We start from the raw sequence: 23,369 nt of genomic DNA on the forward strand, positions 1-23,369 counted from the left end.
GGCTGCCCTGCCCTTGCGGGCAAGCAAACTCCATGCCTGACAGGAAGACGGGCCGCCATACCCCAGCGGACCGCTTCAGTCAAGCACAATCTCTATTTGGCCGCGGCGGCCTCTTTCACCGTCGCCGCGAGCACGGCTTCGATCTCCGACGTCACGGCATCGATACCAGCCATGCCGTCCACGCTCTTCAGCCGGCGCTTGGCATAATAATAGCCGATCAGCGGAGCGGTTTTCTTGTAATATTCCCGCAGGCGCTCCTCGAACACCGCCGGATTGTCGTCCTTGCGCACCGGCTGACCGGCTGCCTTGGCCTCATCGGCTCGCTTGACGATGCGGCCGACCAGCGCCTTGTCGTCGACGACAAGCTCGATGACGGTGTCGAGCCCGATGCCACGTTCGTCAAGCATCGATTCAACCGCATCAGCCTGCACCAGCGTACGCGGGTAGCCGTCGAGGATGAAACCATTGGCGCAATCGGGCTGGTCAATGCGCTCGGCCACGATGGCGTTGACGATGGCATCCGAGACCAGTTCGCCGGCATCCATGACCGCCTTGGCGCGCTTGCCGACTTCGGTACCGGCCTGAACCGCGGCGCGCAGCATGTCGCCCGTGGAAAGCTGGGGTATGCCGTGTCTCTCTACCAGTCTTTGTGCTTGTGTCCCCTTGCCCGCTCCTGGCGGCCCAAGCAAAATCAACCTCATCTGGCTTTCTTCCCCCCGCGCAGCTTCGACTTCTTGATCAGGCCTTCATACTGGTGCGCGATCAGGTGGCCCTGAATCTGCGCAACCGTGTCGAGCGTGACACTGACCACGATCAGAAGCGATGTGCCACCGAGGTAGAATGGTACGCCAGTCGCCGAGATCAGGAACTCCGGCAGCAGACAGACCAGCACCAGATAGATGGCGCCCACGACAGTGATGCGGGTAAGAACGTAGTCGATGTAGTCGGCGGTGCGCTCGCCCGGACGGTAGCCGGGGATGAAGCCGGAGTGCTTCTTGAGCTGGTCGGCGGTGTCCTTCGGGTTGAACACGATCGCGGTGTAGAAGAAGGCGAAAAACACGATCATCGCGGCGTAGAACAACATATAGAGCGGCTGGCCATGGCCGAGCGAGGCCAGGACGGTGCTGGCCCAGGCCGGCATGTTCGTGGTCTGCGAGAAGCCGGCGACGGTCGCCGGCAGCAAGAGCAGCGACGAGGCGAAGATCGGCGGGATCACGCCCGATGTGTTGAGCTTGAGCGGCAGGTGCGAGGTGTCGCCCTGGAACATGCGGTTGCCGACCTGGCGCTTCGGATACTGGATCAGCAGACGCCGCTGGGCACGCTCGAAGAAGACGATTAGCGCGATGACGACGATGGCCAGCACGATGATCGCCAGGATCAGGCCGGTCGACAGCGCTCCGGTGCGACCGAGCTCCAGCGTGCCGGAGATGGCATGCGGCAAGCCGGCGACGATGCCGGAGAAGATGATCAGCGAAATGCCGTTGCCGATGCCGCGCGCGGTGATCTGCTCGCCGAGCCACATCAGGAACATGGTGCCGCCGACCAGCGTGACGACAGTCGAGATGCGGAAGAACATGCCGGGATCGCTGACGATACCGTTGCCGCCTTCAAGCCCGACAGAAATACCATAGGCCTGCACCAGCGCCAGGAGCACCGTGCCGTAGCGCGTGTACTGGTTGATGACCTTGCGGCCCTGCTCGCCTTCCTTCTTCAGCGCTTCCAGCGACGGGATGACGGAGGTCATCAGCTGCATGATGATGGAGGCGGAAATGTAAGGCATGATGCCGAGCGCGAAGATCGCCATGCGTTGCACGGCGCCGCCAGCGAACATGTTGAACATGCCGAGCACGCCCTTGCTCTGCGAAGAGAAGGCCTGGGCGAAGGCGTCGGGATTGATGCCGGGAAGCGGGATGTAGGTGCCGAGGCGGTAGACGAGCAGCGCGCCGACGGTGAACCAGATTCGTTTCTTCAGGTCCTCCGCTTTGGCGAAGGCCGAGAAATTCAGATTCGAGGCTAGTTGTTCAGCAGCCGAAGCCATGCCCGATTCTCCGCTTGGTCACGCTTGATGGCCCTAAGGTCAGGCGGCGCGTGTCACCGAAGCTCACGAGATAAGCTCCGGACTGTAAACATGCAAGCGGCCGCGTTGACGCGGCCGCCATATTGAACAGGTCGAAGCGCGATCGAAAGCAAAACCGGATCCGGCCTTGCCGACCGCGCTTCAAATTGCTGTTACTCGGCGGCCGCCTCTTGCGGCAGCTTGACCGAGCCGCCGGCCTTTTCGATCTTCTCGATCGCGGCCTTGGAAGCGCCGGCCACGTCAAAGGCGAGCTTTGCCTTGAGATCGCCGTCCGACAGCACACGCACGCCGTCCTTCACGCGACGGATGACGCCGGCGGCGACCAGCGCCTCGGCCGTCACGGTCGCCTTCGCGTCGAGCTTCTTGGCGTCCACAGCGGCCTGGATACGGGCCAGCGAGACGACGGTGAAGCTCTTGGCGAAGATGTTGTTGAAGCCACGCTTCGGCAGGCGCCGATAGAGCGGCATCTGGCCACCCTCGAAGCCGTTGACGGCAACGCCGGAGCGCGCCTTCTGGCCCTTGACGCCGCGACCGGCGGTCTTGCCGGAACCGGAGCCGATGCCGCGGCCGAGACGCTTCTTCGAATGCGTCGCGCCGTCCTTGTCACGCAGATCGTTGAGTTTCATCTTGCTTCTCCTGCGCCTGTGCTCAGCCCTCGTCCACGACGCGGACGAGATGCTGGACGGCAGCGATCATGCCGCGCACGGAAGGCGTATCTTCCAGCGTGCGCTGCTTGTGCATCTTGTTGAGGCCGAGGCCGACCAGCGTCGCGCGCTGCTCCTTCGGGCGGCGGATCGGCGAACCGATCTGCTCAACGGTGATGGTCTTGGTTGCTTTCTTGGCCATGGTCAAAATCCCTGGTCAGATCGACTATTCTTCAGCCGCGACGGCGGTGCCGCGGCGGGCCTGAAGGGTCGAATACTTGATGCCGCGCGCGGCAGCCACATCCTTGGGATGCATCTGGCTCTTCAGCGCGTCGAAGGTGGCGCGAACCATGTTGTAGGGGTTCGACGAACCCATCGACTTGGCGACCACATCATGCATGCCGAGCGTCTCGAAGACGGCGCGCATCGGGCCGCCGGCGATGATGCCGGTACCCTGCTTGGCGGCGCGCAGCAGAACGCGGCCGGCGCCCCAGCGTCCCTCGACGTCGTGGTGCAGCGTACGGCCCGAGCGCAGCGGCACGAAGATCATGTCGCGCTTGGCCGATTCGGTCGCCTTACGGATGGCTTCCGGCACTTCGCGCGCCTTGCCGTGACCGAAGCCGACGCGGCCCTTCTGGTCGCCGACGACGACGAGTGCTGCAAAGCCGAAGCGGCGGCCGCCCTTGACGACCTTGGCGACACGGTTGATGTGGACGAGCTTGTCCACCATGCCGTCATCGCGCTCTTCACGATCGCGGCCGCGGCCGCCATCCCTACGTTCCTGTGCCATATCCTGTTCCTTGTTCTTTTCCGGAAGCACGGGTTTCTGAATGCCGACGCCTCATTGCGGGTCGCCGACGGTGAAAATCATCACTCCCTTGCATGATCCTTTCCGAAAAGTCTGCAACTTTCTGCCGACCTTCGGTCCGGACCAGGCTTAGAAGCTCAAGCCGCCTTCGCGAGCGGCCTCGGCCAGCGCCTTGACGCGGCCGTGATAGATGTACGGGCCGCGGTCGAAGACGACTTCCTTGATGCCCGCCTTGGCGGCGCGCTCGGCGATCAGCTTGCCAATCGCGGCAGCGGCAGCGGTATCGGCACCGGTCTTGAGCGAACCCTTGAGGTCCTTCTCAAGTGTCGAGGCAGCAGCGATGGTGTGGCCCTTGGCGTCGTCGATGACCTGGACGTAGATGTTCTTCGACGTGCGGTGAACCGACAGGCGCGGACGCTCGCCGGCGACCTTCTTGATCTGGCGGCGGACGCGCTGCGCGCGGCGCTGAGTTGCTTCCTTGGTACCCATGATGGTCTTCCTTGCCTTCAGAAAACGGGGGCCGCCCTGTGCGGCAGGCGAAAGCGCCTCCCGCGACCGCTCCCCGCGGCGTTACACTTCCTGGCTTGGCCCCCTTCCGAAAAGTCTGCACCTTCCCGGGGCCAAACCCACTACTTCTTCTTGCCTTCCTTGCGGACGATCTTCTCGCCTGCGTAGCGGACGCCCTTGCCCTTATAGGGCTCGGGACCACGGTATTCGCGGATCTCCGCGGCCACCTGGCCAACCTGCTGCTTGTCGATGCCGGCCACGGTGATTTCGGTCGGCTTCGGCACGGTGATGGTGATGCCTTGCGGCGTCTCGTAAACGACATCGTGGCTGAAGCCGAGCGCCAGCTGCAGGTTCTTGCCCTGCAAGGCGGCGCGATAGCCGACGCCGGTGATCTCGAGCTTCTTCTCGAAGCCGTCCTTCACACCCTGCAGGATGTTGACGATCTGCGTGCGCGACATGCCCCACTTGGAGCGGGCGGTCTTGGACTGGTCGCGCGGCTCGACAGCGATCTCGCTGCCTTCCATCTTGACCAGCACTTCGTCGTTGACCACGAACTTCAGCTCGCCCTTGGGGCCCTTCGCCGTCACGGTCTGGCCGTTGACGGTCGCGGTCACGCCCTGCGGCAGCGAAACGGGTTTCTTTCCAATACGAGACATTTTGTTGTCCTCGTCACTTCTCTTGTTTCAGGTCTCTGTCTTCGGAACGATCCGAAGACCGGATTCCATTTTTTCGGGATCACGCTGCCGGATCAGAAGATCTGGCAGAGGATCTCGCCACCGACGTTCTGTTCGCGCGCTTCGTGGTCGGCCATCACGCCCTTGGGCGTCGAAAGGATGGCGATACCGAGGCCGTTGGCGACATGCGGGATCGACTTTGCCGAAACGTAAACGCGGCGGCCCGGCTTCGAGACGCGGGCGATTTCGCGCACCACCGGCGCTCCGTCGAAATACTTCAACTCGATCTCGATTTCGGACTTGCCGTTGTCGAAATCGGTCTGGCTGTAGTCGCGGATATAGCCTTCAGCCTTCAGAACGTCGAGGACGCGGGTGCGCAGACGCGAGGCCGGCGTGGACACACTCGACTTCTTGCGGCCGTAGGCGTTGCGGATGCGGGTCAGCATATCGCCGAGAGGATCGCTCAATGACATGTTATGTCCTCCTTACCAGCTCGACTTGACCAGGCCCGGGATCTGGCCGTTATTGCCGAGATCACGAAGCGCGATGCGCGATACTTTGAGCTTGCGATAGTAGGCACGCGGACGGCCGGTGACTTCGCAGCGGTTGCGGATGCGGATCTTGGCCGAGTTGCGCGGCAGGGCAGCAAGCTTGAGCTGAGCGCGGAAGCGCTCTTCCATCGGCTTGGACTGGTCCATGATGATCGCCTTCAGGGCAGCGCGCTTGGGACCGTACTGGTCGGCAAGCTTGCGGCGCCTGTTGTTCTTCTCGACTGAGCTGGTCTTTGCCATTTCAGATTTTTCCTTTTCTCGCTGCCGTTACTGGCGGAAGGGGAAGTTGAAGGCCTTGAGCAGTGCCCTGGCTTCGTCGTCCGTCTTCGCAGTCGTACAAACGATGACGTCCATGCCCCAGATCTGATCAACCTTGTCGTAGTTGATCTCCGGGAACACGATGTGTTCCTTGATGCCCATGGCGTAGTTGCCACGGCCATCGAAGCTCTTCGGATTCAGGCCGCGGAAGTCGCGGACGCGCGGCAACGCGATGTTCACGAGGCGGTCGAGGAACTCGTACATGCGTTCCTTGCGCAGCGTGACCTTGGCGCCGATCGGCATCTTCTCGCGGACCTTGAAGCCAGCGATCGAATTGCGGGCGCGGGTGACGACGGCCTTCTGGCCGGCGATCATCGCCAGATCCTCGGCCGCGATCGAAGGCTTCTTCGAATCGCCGGTCGCTTCACCAACACCCATGTTCAGCACGATCTTGTCGATGCGCGGAACCTGCATCTCGTTCTCGTAGCCGAACTGCTCCTGCAGGGCCTTGCGGATGGTCTCGTTGTAGACCTGCTTGAGGCGCGGCGTGTTCTGGGCGGTCGCCTGCTTGGTTTGAGCCTTAGCCATTGATGACTTCTCCCGAGCGCTTGGCGACGCGCACCTTCTTGCCGTCCTTCTGGAAGATGAAGCCGACGCGGGTCGGCTTGCCATCCTTGGGGTCGGCCAGCGCGATGTTCGACAGCTGGATCGGCGCTTCCTTGGTGATGATCCCGCCCTCTTGGGACTGGGACTGCTTCTGGTGACGACGGATCATGTTGACGCCGCGCACCAGCGCGGTGTCGTCCTTCGGCTGCACCGACAGGACTTCGCCCGAACGGCCCTTGTCCTTGCCAGCCAGCACGACGACCTTGTCGCCTTTTCTAATCTTCTGCATTGGTCCGGCTCCTTACAGCACTTCAGGCGCGAGCGAGATGATCTTCATGTGGTTCTTGGCGCGGAGTTCGCGCGGAACCGGTCCGAAGATACGCGTGCCGATCGGCTCTTTCTTGTTGTCGACGAGAACGGCCGCGTTCTTGTCGAAACGGATCACGCTGCCGTCCGGGCGGCGGATGTCCTTGGCCGTGCGAACCACGACCGCCTTCATCACATCGCCCTTCTTCACGCGGCCGCGCGGGATGGCTTCCTTGATCGACACCACGATGATGTCGCCTACGGAAGCGTATTTCCGCTTCGAGCCGCCCAGCACCTTGATGCACATGACACGACGGGCGCCGGAATTGTCCGCGACGTCGAGGTTTGTTTGCATCTGAATCATGACTGGCCGCCTTCTTCTTTTCTAACGGGACGGGTTCTTCACCCTTCCCCGGTCTGTCCAAAATTCGTTTGTTTACGTCCAGAGATCAGGCTTGGTCCGAAGACACGACGATCCAGCGCTTGTCCTTGGAAATCGGCTTCGATTCCTGGATGAACACCTGATCGCCGACCTTGTGGGCGTTGTTCTCGTCGTGCGCCTTGTACTTTTTGGTCATGCGCACGGTCTTCTTCATCACGGGATGCGTGAAGCGCCGTTCGACCTTGACGACAACCGTCTTCTCGTTCTTGTCGCTGACGACGGTGCCCTGCAGAATGCGCTTTGGCATGGTTTTCGTCCTTAAGCCTTCTTAGCCGCGGACTTTTCCGCAGCGATGGTCTTGATACGCGCAATGTCCTTGCGGACCTGCCTCACGCGCGCGGTCTTTTCGAGCTGGCCGGTCGCCTTCTGGAAGCGCAGGTTGAACTGCTCCTTCTTCAGGCTGGCCAGGTCGTCGGTCAGCTGGTCCTGGGTCTTGGTCCGGATGTCTTCGGCTTTCATGATCAGCCCGTCCTTATTCTGCGATGCGCTGTACGAAGCGCGTCCTGACCGAGAGCTTGGCCGCGCCGAGACGCAGTGCCTCACGGGCGGTTTCTTCATTGACGCCGTCGATCTCGAACATGATCCGGCCCGGCTTGACGCGCGCCGCCCAGTAGTCGACCGCGCCCTTGCCCTTGCCCATGCGGACTTCGGTCGGCTTCGAGGTGACCGGCAGATCCGGGAAAATACGGATCCAGACACGGCCGGCGCGCTTCATCTCGCGGGTGATCGCGCGGCGAGCCGCCTCGATCTCGCGCGCGGTGACGCGGTTCGGCTCAAGCGCCTTCAGCCCGAAACCACCGAAATCCAGATTGGTGCCGCCCTTGGCGGTACCGTGGATGCGGCCCTTGAACTGCTTACGGAACTTTGTGCGCTTTGGCTGCAGCATCGTTCTAACTCCAAATTCCTAAATGTCTCAGGCGTTTTCGCGACGACGACCGCGTTCGCGATCACCACCACCACCGCCATGCGCATGATCGCCCTCGGTCGCGCGGCGCTCCGAAGCCATCGGGTCGTGCTCGAGGATCTCGCCCTTGAACACCCAGACCTTGACGCCGCAGATGCCGTACGCCGTATTCGCCTCGGCCGTGCCGTAGTCGACATCGGCGCGCAGCGTGTGCAGCGGCACGCGGCCTTCGCGGTACCATTCCATGCGCGCGATTTCGGCGCCGCCGAGACGGCCCGAGCAGTTGATGCGGATGCCTTCGGCACCGAGGCGCATCGCCGACTGCACGGCACGCTTCATGGCGCGGCGGAACGCGATGCGGCGCTCGAGCTGCTGGGCGATCGACTGGGCGACCAGGGTCGCGTCGATCTCCGGCTTCCGCACTTCGACGATGTTGAGGTGCGTCTCGGACTTGGTCATCTCCATCAGCTTCTTGCGAAGCTTCTCGATGTCGGCGCCCTTCTTGCCGATGATCAGACCCGGGCGCGCGGCATGGATGGTGACGCGGCACTTCTTGTGCGGACGCTCGATCACGACCTTGGAGATGGCAGCCTGCTTGAGCTCCTTCTCGAGGTACTTGCGGATCTTGATGTCCTCATGCAGCAGCTTGCCGTACTCGCCGGTGTTCGCGAACCAGCGCGAATCCCAGGTGCGGTTGATGCCGAGGCGAAGACCGATCGGATTGACTTTCTGGCCCATTATGCGGCCTCCCCTTTTTCTTCGACTTCACGAACGACGATCGTGAGGTGCGAGAACGGCTTCTCGATACGGCTGGCGCGACCACGGCCCCGGGCATGGAACCGCTTCATGACGATCGACTTGCCGACATAGGCTTCCGCCACGATCAGCGCATCGACGTCGAGGTCGTGGTTGTTTTCCGCGTTGGCGATCGCCGATTCCAGCGTCTTCTTGACCGTGCCGGAAATCCGCTTGGCCGAGAATTCCAGGTCGGAAAGCGCTGTCGCGACCTTCTTGCCGCGGATCAGCGCGGCAACCAGGTTCAGCTTCTGCGGGCTGATACGGATCGTGCGCAGAACGGCGCGCGCTTCGTTGTCAGCAAGCCTGCGCGGAGCTTTGGCCTTGCCCATGATTATTTCCTCTTCGCCTTCTTATCCGCGCCGTGACCGTAATAGGTCCGCGTCGGAGCGAATTCACCGAACTTGTGACCGACCATGTCCTCGTTCACCGAGACGGGAACATGCTTCTGGCCGTTGTAGACACCGAAGGTGAAGCCGACGAACTGCGGCAGGATGGTGGAGCGACGGCTCCACATCTTGATCACCTCATTGCGGCCACCTTCACGAACCTTGTCCACCTTCTTGAGAAGGTAGCCGTCGATGAAGGGGCCTTTCCAAATAGAACGAGTCACTTTGGCGTTACCTCTTCTTAGCTCTTGCGCTGATGGCGCGAGCGCAGGATGAACTTGTCGGTCGCCTTGTTGGACCGCGTCTTCTTGCCCTTGGTCGGCTTGCCCCACGGCGAGACCGGATGGCGGCCACCGGAGGTGCGGCCTTCACCACCGCCATGCGGATGGTCGACCGGGTTCATGGTCACGCCGCGATTGTGCGGGCGCTTGCCGCGCCAAACCGTGCGGCCGGCCTTGCCGTCGTTGATGTTGCCGTGGTCCGGGTTGGACACGGCACCGACGGTGGCCATGCAGGAGCCGTGAACGACACGCTGCTCGCCCGAGTTGAGGCGCAGGATCGCCATGCCCTGGTCGCGGCCGACGAGCTGGGCGTAACCGCCAGCCGAACGGGCGACCTGGGCGCCCTTGCCCGGCTTCAGCTCGATGTTGTGGACGATCGTGCCGACCGGCATCGAGGCCAGCGGCATCGCATTGCCCGGCTTCACGTCGACCGCTTCGCCGGACACGATCTTGTCGCCGGCGGCAAGGCGCTGCGGAGCGATGATGTAGGACAGCTCGCCATCGTCATACTTGATCAGCGCGATGAAGGCGGTGCGGTTCGGATCGTATTCAATGCGCTCGACCGTGCCGACGACGTCGAACTTGCGGCGCTTGAAATCGATGATGCGGTACGAACGCTTGTGACCGCCGCCGATGAAGCGGGCAGTGATGCGGCCGTAATTGTTACGGCCGCCCGACTTGGTCAGGCCCTCGGTCAGGCCCTTGACGGGCTTGCCCTTGTAGAGGCCCGAGCGGTCGACGATGACCAGCTGACGGGTGCTCGGCGTTATCGGGTTGAATTTTTTAAGTGCCATTGTCCTGTCCTCGCGGCCTTGCTCAGAGACCCGTCGCGACGTCGATCGACTGGCCATCGGCCAGCGTCACTACCGCCTTCTTGACGTCGCTCTGGCGGCCGATCGTGCCGCGGAAGCGCTTGATCTTGCCCTTGCGGACAAGCGTGTTCACGGCCATCACCTTGACGCCGAACAGCGCTTCGACGGCGGCCTTGATTTCCGGCTTCGACGCCTTCTTGGCGACGTTGAAGACGACCTGGTTCTGCTCGGAAGCCATGGTCGACTTTTCGGTGATCGCCGGGCTGACGATTACGTCGTAGTGACGAAGGTCGGTCATTTAAAGCGCTCCTCGAGAGCCTCGACGGCGGCCTTCGAAAGGACCAGCGTGCCGCGGCGCAGAATGTCGTAGACGTTGATGCCCTGGATGGGCAGCACGTCGATGTTCGGGATGTTGGTCGCGGCCAGCTTGAAGTTCCGGTCGAGCTCGGCGCCACCAATCACCAGGGCGTTCGTCAGGCCCAGGGTCGCGAAATTCGCGATCAGCGCCTTGGTCTTTGCCTCGGTCAGCTTCAGCTCGTCGATGACGATGATCGACGCGCTCTTGGCCTTGGCCGAGAGAGCATGCTTGAGGCCGAGCGCCCGGACCTTCTTCGGCAGTTCGTGCTCGTGACTGCGGACGACCGGGCCGTGAGCCTTGCCGCCGCCGCGGAACTGCGGAGCGCGTGCCGAATGGTGACGGGCGCGGCCCGTACCCTTCTGCTTGTACATCTTGGCGCCGGTGCGCGCGATCTCGGCGCGGCCCTTGGCCTTGTGCGTGCCCTGCTGCTTCTTGGCGAGCTGCCAGCGCACGACGCGCTGCAAAATGTCCTCGCGCGGATCAAGGCCGAAAATCTCCTCGGAGAGTTTCACCTTGCCGGCGTCCTTGCCGCCCAGCGTTGTGATCTTGAGATCCATTATTCCGCTCCCTCTGTGGCCGGAGCCTCATTCTTCGTGCCCATGTCGGCAGCAACTGGGCGGATCGCGGCGGGCTTCGGCGCATTGGCCGGAAGCGCCACCTTGGCGGCGTCGCGAACCAGGATCCAGGCGCCCTTCGACCCGGGAACCGCGCCGCGGATCAGGATCAGGCCGCGGTCGGCATCGGTCGAGACGATCTCGACGTTCTGCGTGGTGACGCGCGTGTCGCCCATGTGGCCGGCCATCTTCTTGCCCTTGAACACCTTGCCGGGGTCCTGGCGCTGGCCGGTCGAGCCGTGCGTGCGGTGCGAGACCGAGTTACCGTGGGTCGCGCGGCCACCACCCATGTGGTGGCGCTTGATGACGCCCTGGAAACCCTTGCCGATCGTCGTGCCGGTGACGTCGACCTTCTGGCCGGCGACGAAATGCTCGACGGTGATCTCGGCGCCGACATCGATCATGTTGTCGGCAGAGACGCGGAACTCGGCAAGCTTGGCCTTCGGCTCGACGGAAGCGGTCGCGAAATGGCCGCGCATCGCCTTCGACGTGTTCTTCACCTTGGCAAGGCCAACGCCGAGCTGAACGGCGGTGTAGCCGTTCTTCTCCTGCGTGCGCTGCGCCACGACCTGGCAGTTCTCCATCTGGAGAACGGTGACGGGAACATGTTCCCCGGCATCGTTGTAGATGCGGGTCATTCCCACCTTCTTTGCAATCACACCTGAACGCATCGGTTCAATTCCTTTAGAGTTCCGGGCCAGGGGCACCGCCCCTTACCGCGCTCTCATTCCCTTAGAGCTTGATCTCGACGTCGACACCGGCGGCCAGATCGAGCTTCATCAAAGCATCGACGGTCTGCGGGGTCGGATCGACGATATCGAGCAGACGCTTGTGCGTGCGCATCTCGAACTGCTCGCGGCTCTTCTTGTCGACGTGAGGCGACCGGTTGACCGTGAACTTTTCGATCCGCGTCGGCAGCGGAATGGGGCCGCGGACGTTGGCACCGGTGCGCTTGGCCGTCGACACGATTTCGCGCGTCGAGGCGTCGAGCACCCGGTGATCAAACGCCTTCAGGCGGATGCGGATATTCTGTCCGTTCATGCGTCACTTCCTTGTTCTGGCGCGGCGCGGGCACCCGCGCCCGCGACAGATCGGTTTAAGTCTAAATTACTCTTTGATGGTGACGACGATGCCGGCACCGACGGTGCGGCCGCCTTCACGGATGGCGAAGCGCAGCTTCTCTTCCATGGCGATCGGCACGATCAGCTCGACGTCGACCGTGATGTTGTCGCCAGGCATCACCATCTCGGTGCCGGCCGGCAGCGACACGATGCCGGTCACGTCGGTGGTGCGGAAGTAGAACTGCGGACGGTAGTTGGTGAAGAACGGCGTGTGACGGCCACCCTCGTCCTTGGTCAGGATGTAGGCTTCGGCCACGAACTTCTTGTGCGGCTTCACCGAACCGGGCTTGGCCAGAACCTGGCCGCGCTCGACACCTTCACGGTCGACGCCGCGCAGCAGCGCGCCGATGTTGTCGCCGGCCTGGCCCTGGTCGAGCAGCTTGCGGAACATCTCAACGCCCGTGCAGGTCGTCTTGGTGGTCGGACGGATGCCGATGATCTCCAGCTCCTCGCCGACCTTGACCACGCCGCGCTCGACGCGACCGGTCACCACCGTGCCGCGGCCCGAGATCGAGAACACGTCCTCGATCGGCATCAGGAACGGCTTGTCAAGCGGACGGACAGGCGTCGGAATGTAGGCGTCGACCTGAGCCATCAGCTCGCGGATCGCGTCCTCGCCGATCTTCTTGTCCGAATCTTCCAAAGCCGCCAGCGCCGAACCCTTGACGATCGGAATGTCGTCGCCGGGGAACTCGTTCTTGGTCAGCAATTCGCGAACCTCGAGCTCGACCAGCTCAAGCAGCTCGGCATCGTCGACCTGGTCGACCTTGTTCAAGAACACCACGATCGACGGCACGCCGACCTGGCGGGCCAGAAGAATGTGCTCGCGGGTCTGCGGCATCGGGCCGTCGGCGGCCGACACGACCAGGATCGCGCCGTCCATCTGCGCGGCACCGGTGATCATGTTCTTCACATAGTCGGCGTGGCCGGGGCAGTCGACGTGGGCGTAGTGACGGTTCTCCGTCTCGTACTCAACGTGAGCCGTCGAAATGGTGATGCCGCGCGCCTTCTCTTCCGGTGCCGCGTCAATCTGGTCATAGCGCTTGTATTCGCCAAAATACTTGGTGATCGCTGCCGTCAAAGACGTCTTGCCATGATCAACGTGGCCAATCGTGCCGATGTTCACATGCGGCTTGGTGCGCTCGAATTTACCTTTTGCCATGTGATGTCTCCATTCCTGCTCGCCCGTACGGGCTCTTAATTAAGTTGCCGCAGCACCCCTGCCGGGTTACGCGTATTTCTTCTGGACTTCCTGGGCGACCGCGGTCGGGACCGGCTCGTAATGGTCGAACTGCATCGTGTAGGCCGCGCGGCCCTGGCTCATCGAGCGCAGGTTGTCGACGTACTTGAACATGTTGGCGAGCGGCACCATCGCGTTGATGACGACCGCCACGCCGCGGGCTTCCTGGCCCTGGATCTGGCCACGACGGCCGTTGAGGTCACCGATGACACCGCCGACATAATCTTCCGGCGTCACGACCTCGACCTTCATGATCGGCTCGAGCAGCTGCACGCCGAGCTTCGGCGAAGCTTCCATAAAGCAAGCGCGGGAAGCGATTTCGAATGCGAGCACCGAAGAGTCGACGTCGTGGAAAGCGCCGTCGATCAGGGTTGCCTTGACGCCGATCATCGGGAAACCGGCAAACGGGCCGGAACCCATCTTGCTCAGCAGGCCCTTCTCGACACCCGGGATGTATTCCTTCGGCACAGCGCCGCCGACGATCTTGGATTCGAACACGAAATCCTCGCCCTCGGGGTTCGGCTCGAACACGATCTTCACGCGGGCGAACTGCCCGGTACCGCCGGTCTGCTTCTTGTGCGTGTAGTCCTGCTCGTGCCTGCGGGTGATCGTCTCGCGATAAGCCACCTGCGGCGCACCGACATTGGCCTCGACCTTGAACTCGCGGCGCATGCGGTCGACGATGATGTCGAGGTGCAACTCGCCCATGCCCGAGATGATGGTCTGGCCGCTTTCCTCGTCGGTCTTGACGCGGAAGGACGGATCCTCGGCAGCCAGGCGGTGCAGCGCGAGGCCCATCTTTTCCTGGTCGTTCTTGGTCTTCGGCTCGATGGCGATCTGGATGACCGGATCGGGGAACTCCATACGCTCGAGGATGACCGGATGCAGCGGATCGCACAGCGTGTCGCCGGTGGTCGTGTCCTTGAGACCTGCGAGAGCGACGATGTCGCCGGCATAGGCCTCTTCAACGTCGGCACGGGAATTAGCATGCATCTGCAGCATGCGGCCGATGCGCTCTTTCTTGCCCTTCACGGTGTTGTCGACCGAGATGCCCTTGGTGAGCTTGCCCGAATAGATGCGGGCAAAGGTCAGCGAACCGACGAACGGGTCGTTCATGATCTTGAACGCCAGCATCGACAGCGGCTCGTTGTCATCGGCGTGACGCTCGATCTCGGCGTCGGTCTTGGCATCGACACCCTTGATCGCGGGCACATCGGCCGGCGACGGCAGGTATTCCACGACGGCGTCGAGCAGAGGCTGCACGCCCTTGTTCTTGAATGCCGAGCCGCAGAACATCGGGAAGAACTTGACCGCGATGGTGCCCTTGCGGATCAGCGCGCGGATCTCGTCATTGTCAGGCATCTTGCCTTCGAGGTAGTTTTCGAGCGCCGTCTCGTCCATCTCGACGGCGGCCTCGATCATCTTCTCGCGGTATTCCTCGGCGCGGGCCTTGAGGTCGGCCGGGATCTCGACGACGTCCCAGGCAGCGCCCAGCGTCTCGTCGCGCCAGACAAGCGCGTTCATCTCGACCAGGTCGACGACGCCCTTGAACTCCGTCTCGGCGCCGATCGGCAACTGCATGACGACAGCCTGCGCACCGAGGCGCGAGCCGATCATCTCGACCGAGCGGTAGAAGTCGGCGCCGGTCTTGTCCATCTTGTTGCAGAAGATCATGCGCGGCACGCGGTACTTGTCGGCCTGACGCCAGACGGTTTCCGTCTGCGGCTCCACACCGGCATTGGCGTCGAGCAGCGCGATGGCGCCGTCAAGCACGCGCAGCGAACGCTCGACCTCGATGGTGAAGTCGACGTGTCCGGGCGTGTCGATGATGTTGAAGCGGTGCATCTTGCCGTCACGGCCCTTCCAGAAGGTCGTGGTCGCGGCCGACGTGATCGTGATGCCGCGCTCCTGCTCCTGCTCCATCCAGTCCATGGTCGCGGCGCCGTCGTGCACTTCGCCGATCTTGTGCGACTTGCCCGTATAATAGAGGACGCGCTCGGTGGTCGTCGTCTTGCCGGCGTCGATATGCGCCATGATACCGAAATTGCGGTAGTCTTCGATTTTATATTCGCGGGCCATCGTAACTGCCTCTCAGTCTCGTTCGCGCTTTACCAGCGGTAGTGCGCGAAGGCGCGGTTGGCTTCAGCCATCTTGTGGGTGTCTTCACGCTTCTTCACGGCGGTGCCGCGGTTGTTGGCCGCGTCCATCAGCTCGCCGGAGAGGCGGTCGACCATGGTGGTCTCGTTGCGGTTGCGGGCAGCGGCGATCAGCCAGCGGATGGCCAACGCCTGACGGCGCTCGGGGCGCACGTCGACCGGAACCTGGTAGGTGGCGCCGCCGACGCGACGCGAACGCACTTCCACATGCGGCGCGACATTGTCGAGCGCCTGATGGAAGACGGTGACCGGCTCCTGCTTGGTCTTCGACTGGACCTGGTCGAGCGCGCCGTAGACGATGGTCTCGGCAACCGACTTCTTGCCGTCATACATGACGGCGTTCATGAACTTGGTGACGATCAGGTCGCCGAACTTGGGGTCCGGATTGATCTCACGCTTTTCTGCACTGTGACGACGGGACATGGCTTTTGTCTCTCAATCTCTCATAGCCCGGCGCAGTCAAAAAAGCGCCGAAGCCGGAAAACCTTACTTCGGACGCTTGGCACCGTATTTCGAACGGCGCTGCTTGCGGTTCTTCACACCCTGCGTGTCAAGCACGCCGCGGATGATGTGGTAACGGACACCCGGAAGGTCCTTGACGCGGCCGCCGCGGATCATGACCACGGAGTGCTCCTGAAGGTTGTGACCTTCGCCGGGAATGTAACCGATCACCTCGAAACCATTGGTCAGGCGGATCTTGGCCACCTTGCGCAGCGCCGAGTTCGGCTTCTTCGGCGTCGTTGTGTAGACGCGCGTGCAGACGCCCCGCTTCTGCGGGTTCTGCTGCATGGCCGGGACCTTGTTGCGCTTCACCGGCGCAATGCGCGGCTTGCGGATCAGCTGGTTGACGGTAGGCATTAAACCCTCTTGTCTCTCAATTCCGTGTCTCGTGCCGGTCAAGGCTCGCTCAAAGCGTCATTTCCATACGCAAATTCGGGCCACAAACCGCGCCTTGCGGTCTTGCCCGAACAAATCGCAGAGGAAGCGGAAACCGCTTCGTGCACGCCGGAAATGTCTTTTCGCTCGTAAAACGAACCCTGTTTGAGGCAAACTCCAAAGCGTGTCGCTTCGGAAGGGAGAGCCTCACATCGGTTCTGACTGGGCGGCTTCTACTCGCAAGCCCGCGTACCGTCAACCCCGGAGCGGCAAATATTGCAATGAAGCCGGGGCTTGGCAGCCATGCGTAAACCGCATGTAATTTTCTTTCGTCATTTTGCAAGGGCGAGGAAGAAAATGCCAAACCTTTAGCAAAGTGAATGGCTTTTGGCTGTTGCGCGGCGCGGCTTCATGCGAAAAAGCCGCATGAACAACCAAAGCCCCTCGCCGCGAAGGAATCGGCCCGTGAACGACAACGAGGAACGCCCGGTCACCATCATCACCGGCCGGGTGTGGAAGAGAAAAGGCGGCAAGCCGGAAGGCGTGCACGTCATGCTGGTTGCGCCCGATGACGATTCGGCGGTGCGCCGTGCGCTCGAATCGCTGGCGGCGGAGGGTTACGCCGAAGCCGAGCTCGACCAGATCGGCGACATGGAGGGCGAGCCCGACGAGGAGCCGCATCTTTCGGCCTTCCAGGGCGCGCTCGAAGGCGAAGTGTCGATCGTGACCTTCGACGTGCCAATCTGAAGTCATGCCGGCCCTCGCCTTTCGAATCGGCGCTGAAGCCCTCCAACGGTGAGAGGCTGGCGTTGCGGTTCCAGCAAAGCCGGAGTTGACCTTTCGACTTCGGCTTGCCCGGGGCAAGTGTTCTGATAAGAAGCGCTCACCATCATCCAACAGACGGAGCGGCCGTGTCCCAGCCCATCAAGATAGGCATTGTCGGTGTCGGCAAGATCGTGCGCGACCAGCACCTTCCGGCGCTCGCCAAGGACCGAGACTACCGGCTGATCGCGGCGGCCAGCCGCCACGGCAAGGTGGACGGCATCGCAAATTTTCCCGATATCGAGACGATGCTTGGCGCGGTTCCCGAGCTCGACGCCGTCTCGCTCTGCATGCCGCCGCAATTCCGCTACGACGCGGCGCGCGCCGCACTCGAGGCGAAGAAGCACGTATTCCTGGAAAAGCCGCCCGGCGCCACGGTCAGCGAGGTCGAGGACCTGAAGGCACTGGCGACGAAACAGGGCGTGTCGCTGTTCGCCAGCTGGCATTCGCGCTATGCGCCGGCGGTGGAAGCGGCGCGGACATTCTTGGCCTCGACGAAGATCAGATCAGCGGCAATCGTCTGGAAGGAAGATGTGCGCCGCTGGCATCCGAACCAGGACTGGATCTGGCAGCCTGGCGGCTTCGGCGTCTTCGATCCCGGCATCAACGCGCTGTCGATCGCGACCTACATCCTGCCCGCCATGTACATCACCTCGGCCGCGCTCGATTTCCCGGAGAACCGCGACGCGCCGATCGCCGCCCAGGTCGCCTTCCGCGCGGCGAACGGTTCGGCGGTGACGATGGATCTCGACTGGCTCCAGACCGGACCGCAGAGCTGGGACATTCTCGCCGACACGGAGGCCGGCAAGATGGTGCTCTCGGGCGGTGGCTCGAAACTCGCCGTCGACGGCCGCGTCGTCCATGAAGAACCGGAAGCGGAATATCCGATGCTCTACAGGCGTTTCGCCGAAATCGTGCGCGCCGGTATCTCCGATGTCGACCTGGCACCGCTGCAGCATGTCGCCGACGCCTTCATGCTCGGCAAGCGCAATGTGGTCGAGGCGTTCTTCGACTGAGCAGCGACTGTCGCCCGGATCTCGGATCCGGCCGCCATCGCAACAACTCAATCGACAATCGCTATGGCAAACCCGTCATAGCCCTTGGTACCGACAGTCTGGATCGCGGTGCCGTCCAGGCGCTTGTCGCCGGCGATGAAGGCGAACGCCGCGCGTGCACCTTCGACGTTGGCGTCGTTGCCATCCTCATCGAGCACCGCGCCGTCACGGATGACGTTGTCGCAGACGATGACCGTCCCCGAGCGCGACAGCCGCATGGCCCAGGAGAGATAGTTGGGGTTGTTCGGCTTGTCGGCGTCGATGAAAACGAGGTCGAACGGCCCGGCATTCTGGGCACCCAGCGCAGCGAGCGATTGCAGCGCCGGCCCGACCCGCAGATCGACCCGTTCGGAAACCCCTGCCCGCTCGAAATTCGAACGCGCGACCTTGGCATGGTGCGGATCGAGTTCGAGCGTCACGATCCTGCCGCCGGCTGGCAATCCCCGCGCCATCCAGATGGTGGAATAGCCGCCCAGCGTACCAATCTCGAGCACCTTTTTCGCACTGCTGATGCGCACCAGCAGCGAAAGCAGCTTTCCTTGCGCCGCCGAGACGTCGATCGCCGGCAGGCCATGGTCGCGGTTGGCCGCCAGGACCGCGTCGAGAACGGGATCCGCCTCGAAGAGCGAGGAAACGATGTAGTTGTCGACAGCCGTCCAGGTTTTCGTGTTCATCTGCCTTCCTCTCTCGTTCGTTGAAACGAAAAAGCCGCCGGGTTGCCCCGGCGGCCTTGTTGCCTGAGATTTCTTGCCGCCGCGCTTATTGCGCGGCGGTTGTCATGTCGGCCAGCATCGGCTCCGCGACTTCGACACCGGAGGCCTTTCGGCGCTCGTCGATGATCAGTTCGTCGCGCGAGGTGGCGATGCGGCGGATCTGGCTCATCGTGCCGCCGGTACCGGCCGGGATCAGCCGGCCGACGATGACGTTTTCCTTCAAGCCCTGCAGCATGTCGGTCTTGCCGGCAACCGCGGCTTCCGTCAGCACCCTGGTCGTCTCCTGGAAGGAGGCGGCCGAGATGAAGGACGGCGTCTGCAGCGAGGCCTTGGTGATGCCGAGCAGCACCGGCTGGCCTTCGGCCGGCTTCTTGCCGTCCTCGATCAGGCGCTCGTTGACCTCTTCCAGTTCGATCACGTCGACGTGGTCGCCCGGAATATAGGTCGAGTCGCCCTGCGTGGTGATCTCGACCTTCTGCAGCATCTGGCGAACGATCACCTCGATGTGCTTGTCGTTGATCGACACGCCCTGCAGACGGTAGACCTCCTGGATCTCGTTGACGAGGTAGGACGCAAGCGCCTCCACGCCCTTGATCGCCAGGATGTCGTGCGGCGCCGGATTGCCGTCGAGGATATAGTCGCCCTTCTCGATGACGTCGCCGTCCTGGAGATGGAACGGCTTGCCCTTCGGGATCAGGTATTCGACCGGCTCAAGCGTCGAGTCATGCGGCTCGATGATGATGCGGCGCTTGTTCTTGTAGTCGCGGCCGAAGCGGATCGTGCCATCGATCTCTGCGATGATGGCGTGATCCTTCGGACGACGAGCCTCGAACAGCTCGGCAACACGCGGCAGACCGCCGGTGATGTCCTTGGTCTTGGCGCTTTCCATCGGGATACGCGCCAGGACGTCGCCGGGGCGAACCTGAGCACCCGGCTCGACCGAGAGAATGGCCTCGACCGAGAGCAGGAAGCGAGCATCGCCGCCCTTCGACAGCTTGCCGACCTTGCCCTTGGCATCCTGAACCACGATCGCCGGCTTCAGGTCGTTGCCGCGCGGCGTCGAACGCCAGTCGATGACCTCGCGCTTGGTGATGCCGGTCGACTCGTCGGCCGTTTCCTGGACGGAAATGCCGTCGACCAGATCCTCGAACGCCACCTTGCCCTCGATTTCGGTGAGGATCGGGCGGGTGTAAGGATCCCACTCGGCGATGCGCTGGCCGCGCTTCACCTTGTCGCCATCGTCCACGAAGATGCGCGAACCATAGGTGACGCGGTGCGTGGCGCGCTCCTTGCCGGCCTCGTCGAGGATCAGCACCGCCATGTTGCGGCCCATGACCATCTGCTGGCCGTCCGAGTTGCGCACCACGTTGCGGTTGCGGATCTCGACCTTGCCCTCATAGGAGGCTTCAAGGAACGAGCTATCCACCACCTGCGCCGTACCGCCCATGTGGAAGGTACGCATGGTGAGCTGGGTGCCCGGCTCGCCGATCGACTGCGCCGCGATGACGCCGACGGCCTCGCCCTGGTTGACCGGGGTGCCCCGGGCCAGATCGCGTCCGTAGCAGACCGCGCAGACGCCGACCCTGACTTCGCAAGTCAGCGCCGAGCGGATGCGGACCGACTGCACGCCGGCCTTCTCGATCTGTTCCACGTCGCGCTCGTCCATCAGCGTTCCGGCCTTGACCAGCAATTCGCCGGTCACCGGATGGTTGATGTCGTCGAGCGCGGTGCGGCCCAGCACGCGCTGGCCGACCGAAGCGACGACCTGACCGGCATCGACGATCGGCTGCATGGTGAGGCCCTTGTCGGTGCCGCAGTCCACGGAGTTGACGATGCAGTCCTGCGCCACGTCGACCAGACGACGGGTGAGATAGCCCGAGTTCGCCGTCTTCAAGGCGGTGTCTGCCAGACCCTTGCGGGCGCCGTGGGTCGAGTTGAAGTACTCGAGCACGGTCAGGCCTTCCTTGAAGTTCGAGATGATCGGCGTCTCGATGATTTCACCCGACGGCTTGGCCATCAGGCCGCGCATGCCGGCGAGCTGGCGCATCTGGGTGGGCGAGCCACGCGCACCGGAGTGCGACATCATGTAGATCGAATTCATCGGCTTCTGACGGCCATTGTCCTCGAACTCGACCGCCTTGATGCGGGCCATCATTTCGTCGGCGACCTTTTCCGAGCACTTGGCCCAGGCGTCGACGACCTTGTTGTACTTCTCGCCTTGCGTGATCAGGCCGTCATTGTACTGCTGCTCGTATTCCTTGGCCAAGGCCTCGGTGTCCGACACCAGCTTGATCTTGGTGTCCGGGATCAGCATGTCGTCCTTGCCGAACGAAATGCCGGCGCGGCAGGCATGAGCGAAACCGAGCGCCATGATGCGATCGCAAAAAATGACCGTCTCCTTCTGACCGCAATGGCGGTAGACGGTGTCGATCATCTTGGAGATGTTCTTCTTGGTCATCTCCTGGTTGGCGGTCTCGTAAGGCACGTTGACGTTCTTCGGCAGAAGCTCGCCGATGATCATGCGGCCAGGCGTGGTGTCGTAGATCTTCGACACGACCTTGCCCTCGGCGTCGACCGAGCGGAAGCGGCCCTTGATCTTGGCGTGCAGGGTCACCGCCTTGGTCTCGAGCGCGTGCTGGAGTTCGCCCATGTCGGCAAACACCATGCCCTCGCCCGGCTCGTTCTGGTTGACGATCGAGAGATAGTAGAGACCCAGAACCATGTCCTGCGACGGCACGATGATCGGCGCGCCGGAAGCCGGGTGCAGGATGTTGTTGGTCGACATCATCAGCACGCGGGCTTCCAACTGCGCTTCCAGCGACAGCGGCACGTGAACGGCCATCTGGTCGCCGTCGAAGTCGGCGTTGAAGGCCGTGCAGACCAGCGGGTGCAGCTGGATCGCCTTGCCTTCGATCAGGATCGGCTCGAACGCCTGGATGCCGAGGCGGTGCAGCGTCGGCGCGCGGTTCAAGAGCACCGGATGCTCGCGGATGACCTCGTCGAGGATATCCCAGACTTCCGGACGCTCCTTCTCGACCAGCTTCTTGGCCTGCTTGACGGTCGAGGAGTAACCCTTGGCGTCGAGGCGGGCGTAGATGAAGGGCTTGAACAATTCGAGCGCCATCTTCTTGGGCAGGCCGCACTGGTGCAGCTTGAGCTCCGGACCGGTGACGATGACCGAACGGCCGGAATAGTCGACGCGCTTGCCGAGCAGGTTCTGGCGGAACCGGCCCTGCTTGCCCTTGAGCATGTCCGACAGCGACTTCAGCGGACGCTTGTTGGCGCCGGTGATGACGCGGCCGCGGCGGCCGTTGTCGAACAGCGCGTCCACAGCTTCCTGCAGCATGCGCTTTTCGTTGCGCACGATGATGCCGGGGGCACGCAGCTCGATCAGCCGCTTCAGACGGTTGTTGCGGTTGATGACGCGGCGATAGAGATCGTTGAGGTCCGACGTCGCGAAACGTCCGCCGTCCAGCGGGACGAGCGGGCGCAGGTCCGGCGGGATCACCGGAACCACCTTCATGATCATCCATTCCGGACGGTTGCCGGACTCCATGAAGTTCTCGACGACCTTGAGCCGCTTCAGATACTTCTTCTGCTTCAGCTCGGACGTGGTCGAAGCCAGCTCCGAACGCAGGTCGCCGGCGATCTTCTCCAGGTCCATGCCGGCCAGAAGGTCATGAATGGCCTCGGCGCCGATCATGGCGGTGAAGCTATCCTCGCCATATTCGTCGACGGCGATCATGTACTCTTCCTCGCTGAGCAGCTGGTGCTCCTTCAGCGCGGTGAGGCCGGGTTCGGTGACGATGTAGTTCTCGAAGTAGAGGACGCGCTCGATGTCCTTCAAGGTCATGTCGAGTAGCGTGCCGATGCGCGAGGGCAGCGACTTCAGGAACCAGATATGGGCGACGGGCGCCGCCAGCTCGATATGGCCCATGCGCTCGCGGCGAACGCGCGACAGCGTGACTTCGACGCCGCACTTTTCGCAGATGACGCCCTTGTACTTCATGCGCTTGTACTTGCCGCACAGGCATTCGTAGTCCTTGATCGGGCCAAAAATGCGCGCGCAGAACAGACCGTCACGCTCCGGCTTGAAGGTGCGGTAGTTGATGGTCTCCGGCTTCTTGATCTCGCCGAACGACCAGGACAGAATCTTCTCAGGGCTGGCGAGCGATATCCGGATGGAATCGAACACCTGCGCCGGCGCCTGGGGATTGAAGAGATTCATGACCTCTTGGTTCATGCCGTTCTCCTTTCGGGGTCCTCGAAAACCCCTTGCATCTGATGCGGGGCGAATGCCCGCTGAGTGGTCGGCCCACCGGCCGAAGAATTTGGTGCACCCGGTCGCGGAAGCCTCTCC

Annotated in this window: 31 protein-coding genes; 2 read left to right on the plus strand and 29 right to left on the minus strand. The window is 62.7% G+C overall.

The genetic code is table 11. The features are described 5' to 3' along the window. Positions 1-92: 92 nt before the first annotated feature. The 27 genes from LB551_RS03580 to rpsL all read right to left on the minus strand — a co-directional run bounded on the left by LB551_RS03580 (position 93) and on the right by rpsL (position 16,401). Entirely contained in the window at positions 93-701 is a 609-nt protein-coding gene (locus tag LB551_RS03580) for an adenylate kinase (protein ID WP_140548655.1), read from the minus strand. Next, entirely contained in the window at positions 698-2,038 is a 1,341-nt protein-coding gene (secY, locus tag LB551_RS03585) for a preprotein translocase subunit SecY (RefSeq protein WP_140548657.1), read from the minus strand. Before secY ends, LB551_RS03580 begins: the two co-directional genes overlap by 4 nt. Positions 2,039-2,229: 191 nt before the next feature. Then, complete coding sequence (gene rplO, locus LB551_RS03590) at positions 2,230-2,703, minus strand: 50S ribosomal protein L15 (protein WP_140501273.1); 474 nt, start codon at positions 2,701-2,703, stop codon at positions 2,230-2,232. 22 nt (positions 2,704-2,725) lie between these two features. Next, positions 2,726-2,923 carry a 50S ribosomal protein L30 gene (rpmD, locus tag LB551_RS03595; RefSeq protein WP_006205449.1) on the minus strand — a complete coding sequence of 66 codons (198 nt, stop codon included), beginning with the start codon at positions 2,921-2,923 and terminating at the stop codon, positions 2,726-2,728. Between the two features lie 24 nt (positions 2,924-2,947). Continuing rightward, positions 2,948-3,511, minus strand: coding sequence for a 30S ribosomal protein S5 (rpsE, locus tag LB551_RS03600; RefSeq protein WP_006333394.1), 564 nt, complete (start codon positions 3,509-3,511; stop codon positions 2,948-2,950). A 147-nt stretch (positions 3,512-3,658) separates the two neighbouring features. Further along, positions 3,659-4,018 carry a 50S ribosomal protein L18 gene (gene rplR, locus LB551_RS03605; protein WP_224658239.1) on the minus strand — a complete coding sequence of 120 codons (360 nt, stop codon included), beginning with the start codon at positions 4,016-4,018 and terminating at the stop codon, positions 3,659-3,661. A gap of 140 nt (positions 4,019-4,158) precedes the next feature. Further along, positions 4,159-4,692 carry a 50S ribosomal protein L6 gene (rplF, locus tag LB551_RS03610; protein WP_140501269.1) on the minus strand — a complete coding sequence of 178 codons (534 nt, stop codon included), beginning with the start codon at positions 4,690-4,692 and terminating at the stop codon, positions 4,159-4,161. 92 nt (positions 4,693-4,784) lie between these two features. After that, positions 4,785-5,183 (minus strand): 30S ribosomal protein S8, encoded by a 399-nt coding sequence (gene rpsH / locus LB551_RS03615; protein ID WP_006205453.1) that lies wholly within the window; start codon positions 5,181-5,183, stop codon positions 4,785-4,787. A gap of 12 nt (positions 5,184-5,195) precedes the next feature. Then, entirely contained in the window at positions 5,196-5,501 is a 306-nt protein-coding gene (rpsN, locus tag LB551_RS03620) for a 30S ribosomal protein S14 (protein WP_010909282.1), read from the minus strand. Between the two features lie 27 nt (positions 5,502-5,528). Then, positions 5,529-6,107: a 50S ribosomal protein L5 gene (gene rplE, locus LB551_RS03625; RefSeq protein ID WP_008875670.1), complete on the minus strand. Its 579-nt coding sequence runs from the start codon at positions 6,105-6,107 to the stop codon at positions 5,529-5,531. Beyond that, a complete protein-coding gene (gene rplX / locus LB551_RS03630; RefSeq protein ID WP_006205456.1) occupies positions 6,100-6,414 on the minus strand; it encodes a 50S ribosomal protein L24 in 315 nt (104 codons plus the stop codon). The genes rplE and rplX overlap by 8 nt, the downstream gene beginning before the upstream one ends. A gap of 12 nt (positions 6,415-6,426) precedes the next feature. Then, complete coding sequence (rplN, locus tag LB551_RS03635) at positions 6,427-6,795, minus strand: 50S ribosomal protein L14 (protein ID WP_006205457.1); 369 nt, start codon at positions 6,793-6,795, stop codon at positions 6,427-6,429. An 85-nt stretch (positions 6,796-6,880) separates the two neighbouring features. Continuing rightward, positions 6,881-7,120 carry a 30S ribosomal protein S17 gene (gene rpsQ / locus LB551_RS03640; RefSeq protein ID WP_010909280.1) on the minus strand — a complete coding sequence of 80 codons (240 nt, stop codon included), beginning with the start codon at positions 7,118-7,120 and terminating at the stop codon, positions 6,881-6,883. Positions 7,121-7,131: 11 nt separating this feature from the next. Beyond that, positions 7,132-7,332: a 50S ribosomal protein L29 gene (gene rpmC / locus LB551_RS03645; RefSeq protein WP_006205459.1), complete on the minus strand. Its 201-nt coding sequence runs from the start codon at positions 7,330-7,332 to the stop codon at positions 7,132-7,134. A gap of 13 nt (positions 7,333-7,345) precedes the next feature. Further along, a complete protein-coding gene (gene rplP, locus LB551_RS03650) occupies positions 7,346-7,759 on the minus strand; it encodes a 50S ribosomal protein L16 (RefSeq protein ID WP_027026963.1) in 414 nt (137 codons plus the stop codon). Between the two features lie 27 nt (positions 7,760-7,786). After that, positions 7,787-8,515, minus strand: a complete 729-nt coding sequence (gene rpsC, locus LB551_RS03655) for a 30S ribosomal protein S3 (protein WP_140501263.1) — start codon at positions 8,513-8,515, stop codon at positions 7,787-7,789. Continuing rightward, on the minus strand, positions 8,515-8,904 hold the full coding sequence (gene rplV, locus LB551_RS03660) for a 50S ribosomal protein L22 (RefSeq protein WP_006205462.1): 390 nt from the start codon (positions 8,902-8,904) through the stop codon (positions 8,515-8,517). The genes rpsC and rplV overlap by 1 nt, the downstream gene beginning before the upstream one ends. A 2-nt stretch (positions 8,905-8,906) precedes the next feature. Beyond that, entirely contained in the window at positions 8,907-9,185 is a 279-nt protein-coding gene (gene rpsS / locus LB551_RS03665) for a 30S ribosomal protein S19 (RefSeq protein ID WP_006205463.1), read from the minus strand. A 17-nt stretch (positions 9,186-9,202) separates the two neighbouring features. Continuing rightward, positions 9,203-10,036, minus strand: coding sequence for a 50S ribosomal protein L2 (rplB, locus tag LB551_RS03670; protein ID WP_140548661.1), 834 nt, complete (start codon positions 10,034-10,036; stop codon positions 9,203-9,205). Positions 10,037-10,058: 22 nt separating this feature from the next. Further along, the gene (locus LB551_RS03675; RefSeq protein WP_006205465.1) at positions 10,059-10,352 is read right to left on the minus strand and encodes a 50S ribosomal protein L23; all 294 of its coding nucleotides are present in this window, start codon (positions 10,350-10,352) and stop codon (positions 10,059-10,061) included. After that, positions 10,349-10,969 (minus strand): 50S ribosomal protein L4, encoded by a 621-nt coding sequence (rplD, locus tag LB551_RS03680; protein ID WP_140501259.1) that lies wholly within the window; start codon positions 10,967-10,969, stop codon positions 10,349-10,351. The genes LB551_RS03675 and rplD overlap by 4 nt, the downstream gene beginning before the upstream one ends. After that, the gene (gene rplC / locus LB551_RS03685; protein ID WP_224624532.1) at positions 10,969-11,697 is read right to left on the minus strand and encodes a 50S ribosomal protein L3; all 729 of its coding nucleotides are present in this window, start codon (positions 11,695-11,697) and stop codon (positions 10,969-10,971) included. Before rplC ends, rplD begins: the two co-directional genes overlap by 1 nt. 61 nt (positions 11,698-11,758) lie before the next feature. Beyond that, on the minus strand, positions 11,759-12,067 hold the full coding sequence (rpsJ, locus tag LB551_RS03690) for a 30S ribosomal protein S10 (RefSeq protein ID WP_006205468.1): 309 nt from the start codon (positions 12,065-12,067) through the stop codon (positions 11,759-11,761). A gap of 66 nt (positions 12,068-12,133) precedes the next feature. Continuing rightward, the gene (gene tuf, locus LB551_RS03695; RefSeq protein ID WP_140515452.1) at positions 12,134-13,309 is read right to left on the minus strand and encodes an elongation factor Tu; all 1,176 of its coding nucleotides are present in this window, start codon (positions 13,307-13,309) and stop codon (positions 12,134-12,136) included. A 66-nt stretch (positions 13,310-13,375) separates the two neighbouring features. After that, positions 13,376-15,466, minus strand: coding sequence for an elongation factor G (fusA, locus tag LB551_RS03700; RefSeq protein ID WP_140548665.1), 2,091 nt, complete (start codon positions 15,464-15,466; stop codon positions 13,376-13,378). Between the two features lie 29 nt (positions 15,467-15,495). After that, on the minus strand, positions 15,496-15,966 hold the full coding sequence (gene rpsG, locus LB551_RS03705; protein WP_008875664.1) for a 30S ribosomal protein S7: 471 nt from the start codon (positions 15,964-15,966) through the stop codon (positions 15,496-15,498). 63 nt (positions 15,967-16,029) lie between these two features. Further along, the gene (rpsL, locus tag LB551_RS03710) at positions 16,030-16,401 is read right to left on the minus strand and encodes a 30S ribosomal protein S12 (protein WP_006333356.1); all 372 of its coding nucleotides are present in this window, start codon (positions 16,399-16,401) and stop codon (positions 16,030-16,032) included. 483 nt (positions 16,402-16,884) lie between these two features. Here rpsL and LB551_RS03715 point away from each other — a divergent pair, with 483 nt between their 5' ends. Both LB551_RS03715 and LB551_RS03720 read left to right on the plus strand, forming a co-directional pair. After that, the gene (locus LB551_RS03715) at positions 16,885-17,166 is read left to right on the plus strand and encodes a transcriptional regulator (protein ID WP_140501636.1); all 282 of its coding nucleotides are present in this window, start codon (positions 16,885-16,887) and stop codon (positions 17,164-17,166) included. Between the two features lie 164 nt (positions 17,167-17,330). Next, positions 17,331-18,257: a Gfo/Idh/MocA family protein gene (locus tag LB551_RS03720; RefSeq protein WP_224658240.1), complete on the plus strand. Its 927-nt coding sequence runs from the start codon at positions 17,331-17,333 to the stop codon at positions 18,255-18,257. Between the two features lie 47 nt (positions 18,258-18,304). Here the strand turns inward: LB551_RS03720 and LB551_RS03725 are convergent, their stop codons facing one another. Then, positions 18,305-18,970, minus strand: a complete 666-nt coding sequence (locus LB551_RS03725) for an O-methyltransferase (protein ID WP_224658241.1) — start codon at positions 18,968-18,970, stop codon at positions 18,305-18,307. Positions 18,971-19,055: 85 nt separating this feature from the next. Continuing rightward, on the minus strand, positions 19,056-23,252 hold the full coding sequence (gene rpoC, locus LB551_RS03730) for a DNA-directed RNA polymerase subunit beta' (protein WP_140501630.1): 4,197 nt from the start codon (positions 23,250-23,252) through the stop codon (positions 19,056-19,058). Positions 23,253-23,369: the final 117 nt, after the last annotated feature.

It is taken from the genome of Mesorhizobium sp. BR1-1-2 (assembly GCF_020165435.1).
Lineage (GTDB): Bacteria > Pseudomonadota > Alphaproteobacteria > Rhizobiales > Rhizobiaceae > Mesorhizobium.

Excerpts from the sequence above, each read along its gene's own strand:
- LB551_RS03675 (WP_006205465.1), bottom strand. The coding sequence starts at position 10,352 with ATGACCGACCTTCGTCACTACGACGTAATCGTCAGCCCGGCGATCACC.
- rpmD (WP_006205449.1), bottom strand. The coding sequence starts at position 2,923 with ATGGCCAAGAAAGCAACCAAGACCATCACCGTTGAGCAGATCGGTTCG.
- rplD (WP_140501259.1), bottom strand. The coding sequence starts at position 10,969 with ATGGATCTCAAGATCACAACGCTGGGCGGCAAGGACGCCGGCAAGGTG.
- rpmC (WP_006205459.1), bottom strand. The coding sequence starts at position 7,332 with ATGAAAGCCGAAGACATCCGGACCAAGACCCAGGACCAGCTGACCGAC.
- rplF (WP_140501269.1), bottom strand. The coding sequence starts at position 4,692 with ATGTCTCGTATTGGAAAGAAACCCGTTTCGCTGCCGCAGGGCGTGACC.
- rplV (WP_006205462.1), bottom strand. The coding sequence starts at position 8,904 with ATGGGCAAGGCCAAAGCTCCGCGCAGGCTTGCTGACAACGAAGCGCGC.
- rpsE (WP_006333394.1), bottom strand. The coding sequence starts at position 3,511 with ATGGCACAGGAACGTAGGGATGGCGGCCGCGGCCGCGATCGTGAAGAG.
- secY (WP_140548657.1), bottom strand. The coding sequence starts at position 2,038 with ATGGCTTCGGCTGCTGAACAACTAGCCTCGAATCTGAATTTCTCGGCC.
- rpsQ (WP_010909280.1), bottom strand. The coding sequence starts at position 7,120 with ATGCCAAAGCGCATTCTGCAGGGCACCGTCGTCAGCGACAAGAACGAG.
- rplB (WP_140548661.1), bottom strand. The coding sequence starts at position 10,036 with ATGGCACTTAAAAAATTCAACCCGATAACGCCGAGCACCCGTCAGCTG.
- LB551_RS03725 (WP_224658241.1), bottom strand. The coding sequence starts at position 18,970 with ATGAACACGAAAACCTGGACGGCTGTCGACAACTACATCGTTTCCTCG.
- rplN (WP_006205457.1), bottom strand. The coding sequence starts at position 6,795 with ATGATTCAGATGCAAACAAACCTCGACGTCGCGGACAATTCCGGCGCC.
- rplO (WP_140501273.1), bottom strand. The coding sequence starts at position 2,703 with ATGAAACTCAACGATCTGCGTGACAAGGACGGCGCGACGCATTCGAAG.
- rpsN (WP_010909282.1), bottom strand. The coding sequence starts at position 5,501 with ATGGCAAAGACCAGCTCAGTCGAGAAGAACAACAGGCGCCGCAAGCTT.
- rplR (WP_224658239.1), bottom strand. The coding sequence starts at position 4,018 with ATGGGTACCAAGGAAGCAACTCAGCGCCGCGCGCAGCGCGTCCGCCGC.
- rpsC (WP_140501263.1), bottom strand. The coding sequence starts at position 8,515 with ATGGGCCAGAAAGTCAATCCGATCGGTCTTCGCCTCGGCATCAACCGC.
- LB551_RS03580 (WP_140548655.1), bottom strand. The coding sequence starts at position 701 with ATGAGGTTGATTTTGCTTGGGCCGCCAGGAGCGGGCAAGGGGACACAA.
- rpsJ (WP_006205468.1), bottom strand. The coding sequence starts at position 12,067 with ATGAACGGACAGAATATCCGCATCCGCCTGAAGGCGTTTGATCACCGG.
- rpsL (WP_006333356.1), bottom strand. The coding sequence starts at position 16,401 with ATGCCTACCGTCAACCAGCTGATCCGCAAGCCGCGCATTGCGCCGGTG.
- rplE (WP_008875670.1), bottom strand. The coding sequence starts at position 6,107 with ATGGCTAAGGCTCAAACCAAGCAGGCGACCGCCCAGAACACGCCGCGC.
- rplC (WP_224624532.1), bottom strand. The coding sequence starts at position 11,697 with ATGCGTTCAGGTGTGATTGCAAAGAAGGTGGGAATGACCCGCATCTAC.
- rpsH (WP_006205453.1), bottom strand. The coding sequence starts at position 5,183 with ATGTCATTGAGCGATCCTCTCGGCGATATGCTGACCCGCATCCGCAAC.
- rpsG (WP_008875664.1), bottom strand. The coding sequence starts at position 15,966 with ATGTCCCGTCGTCACAGTGCAGAAAAGCGTGAGATCAATCCGGACCCC.
- fusA (WP_140548665.1), bottom strand. The coding sequence starts at position 15,466 with ATGGCCCGCGAATATAAAATCGAAGACTACCGCAATTTCGGTATCATG.
- rplX (WP_006205456.1), bottom strand. The coding sequence starts at position 6,414 with ATGCAGAAGATTAGAAAAGGCGACAAGGTCGTCGTGCTGGCTGGCAAG.
- rpoC (WP_140501630.1), bottom strand. The coding sequence starts at position 23,252 with ATGAACCAAGAGGTCATGAATCTCTTCAATCCCCAGGCGCCGGCGCAG.
- tuf (WP_140515452.1), bottom strand. The coding sequence starts at position 13,309 with ATGGCAAAAGGTAAATTCGAGCGCACCAAGCCGCATGTGAACATCGGC.
- rplP (WP_027026963.1), bottom strand. The coding sequence starts at position 7,759 with ATGCTGCAGCCAAAGCGCACAAAGTTCCGTAAGCAGTTCAAGGGCCGC.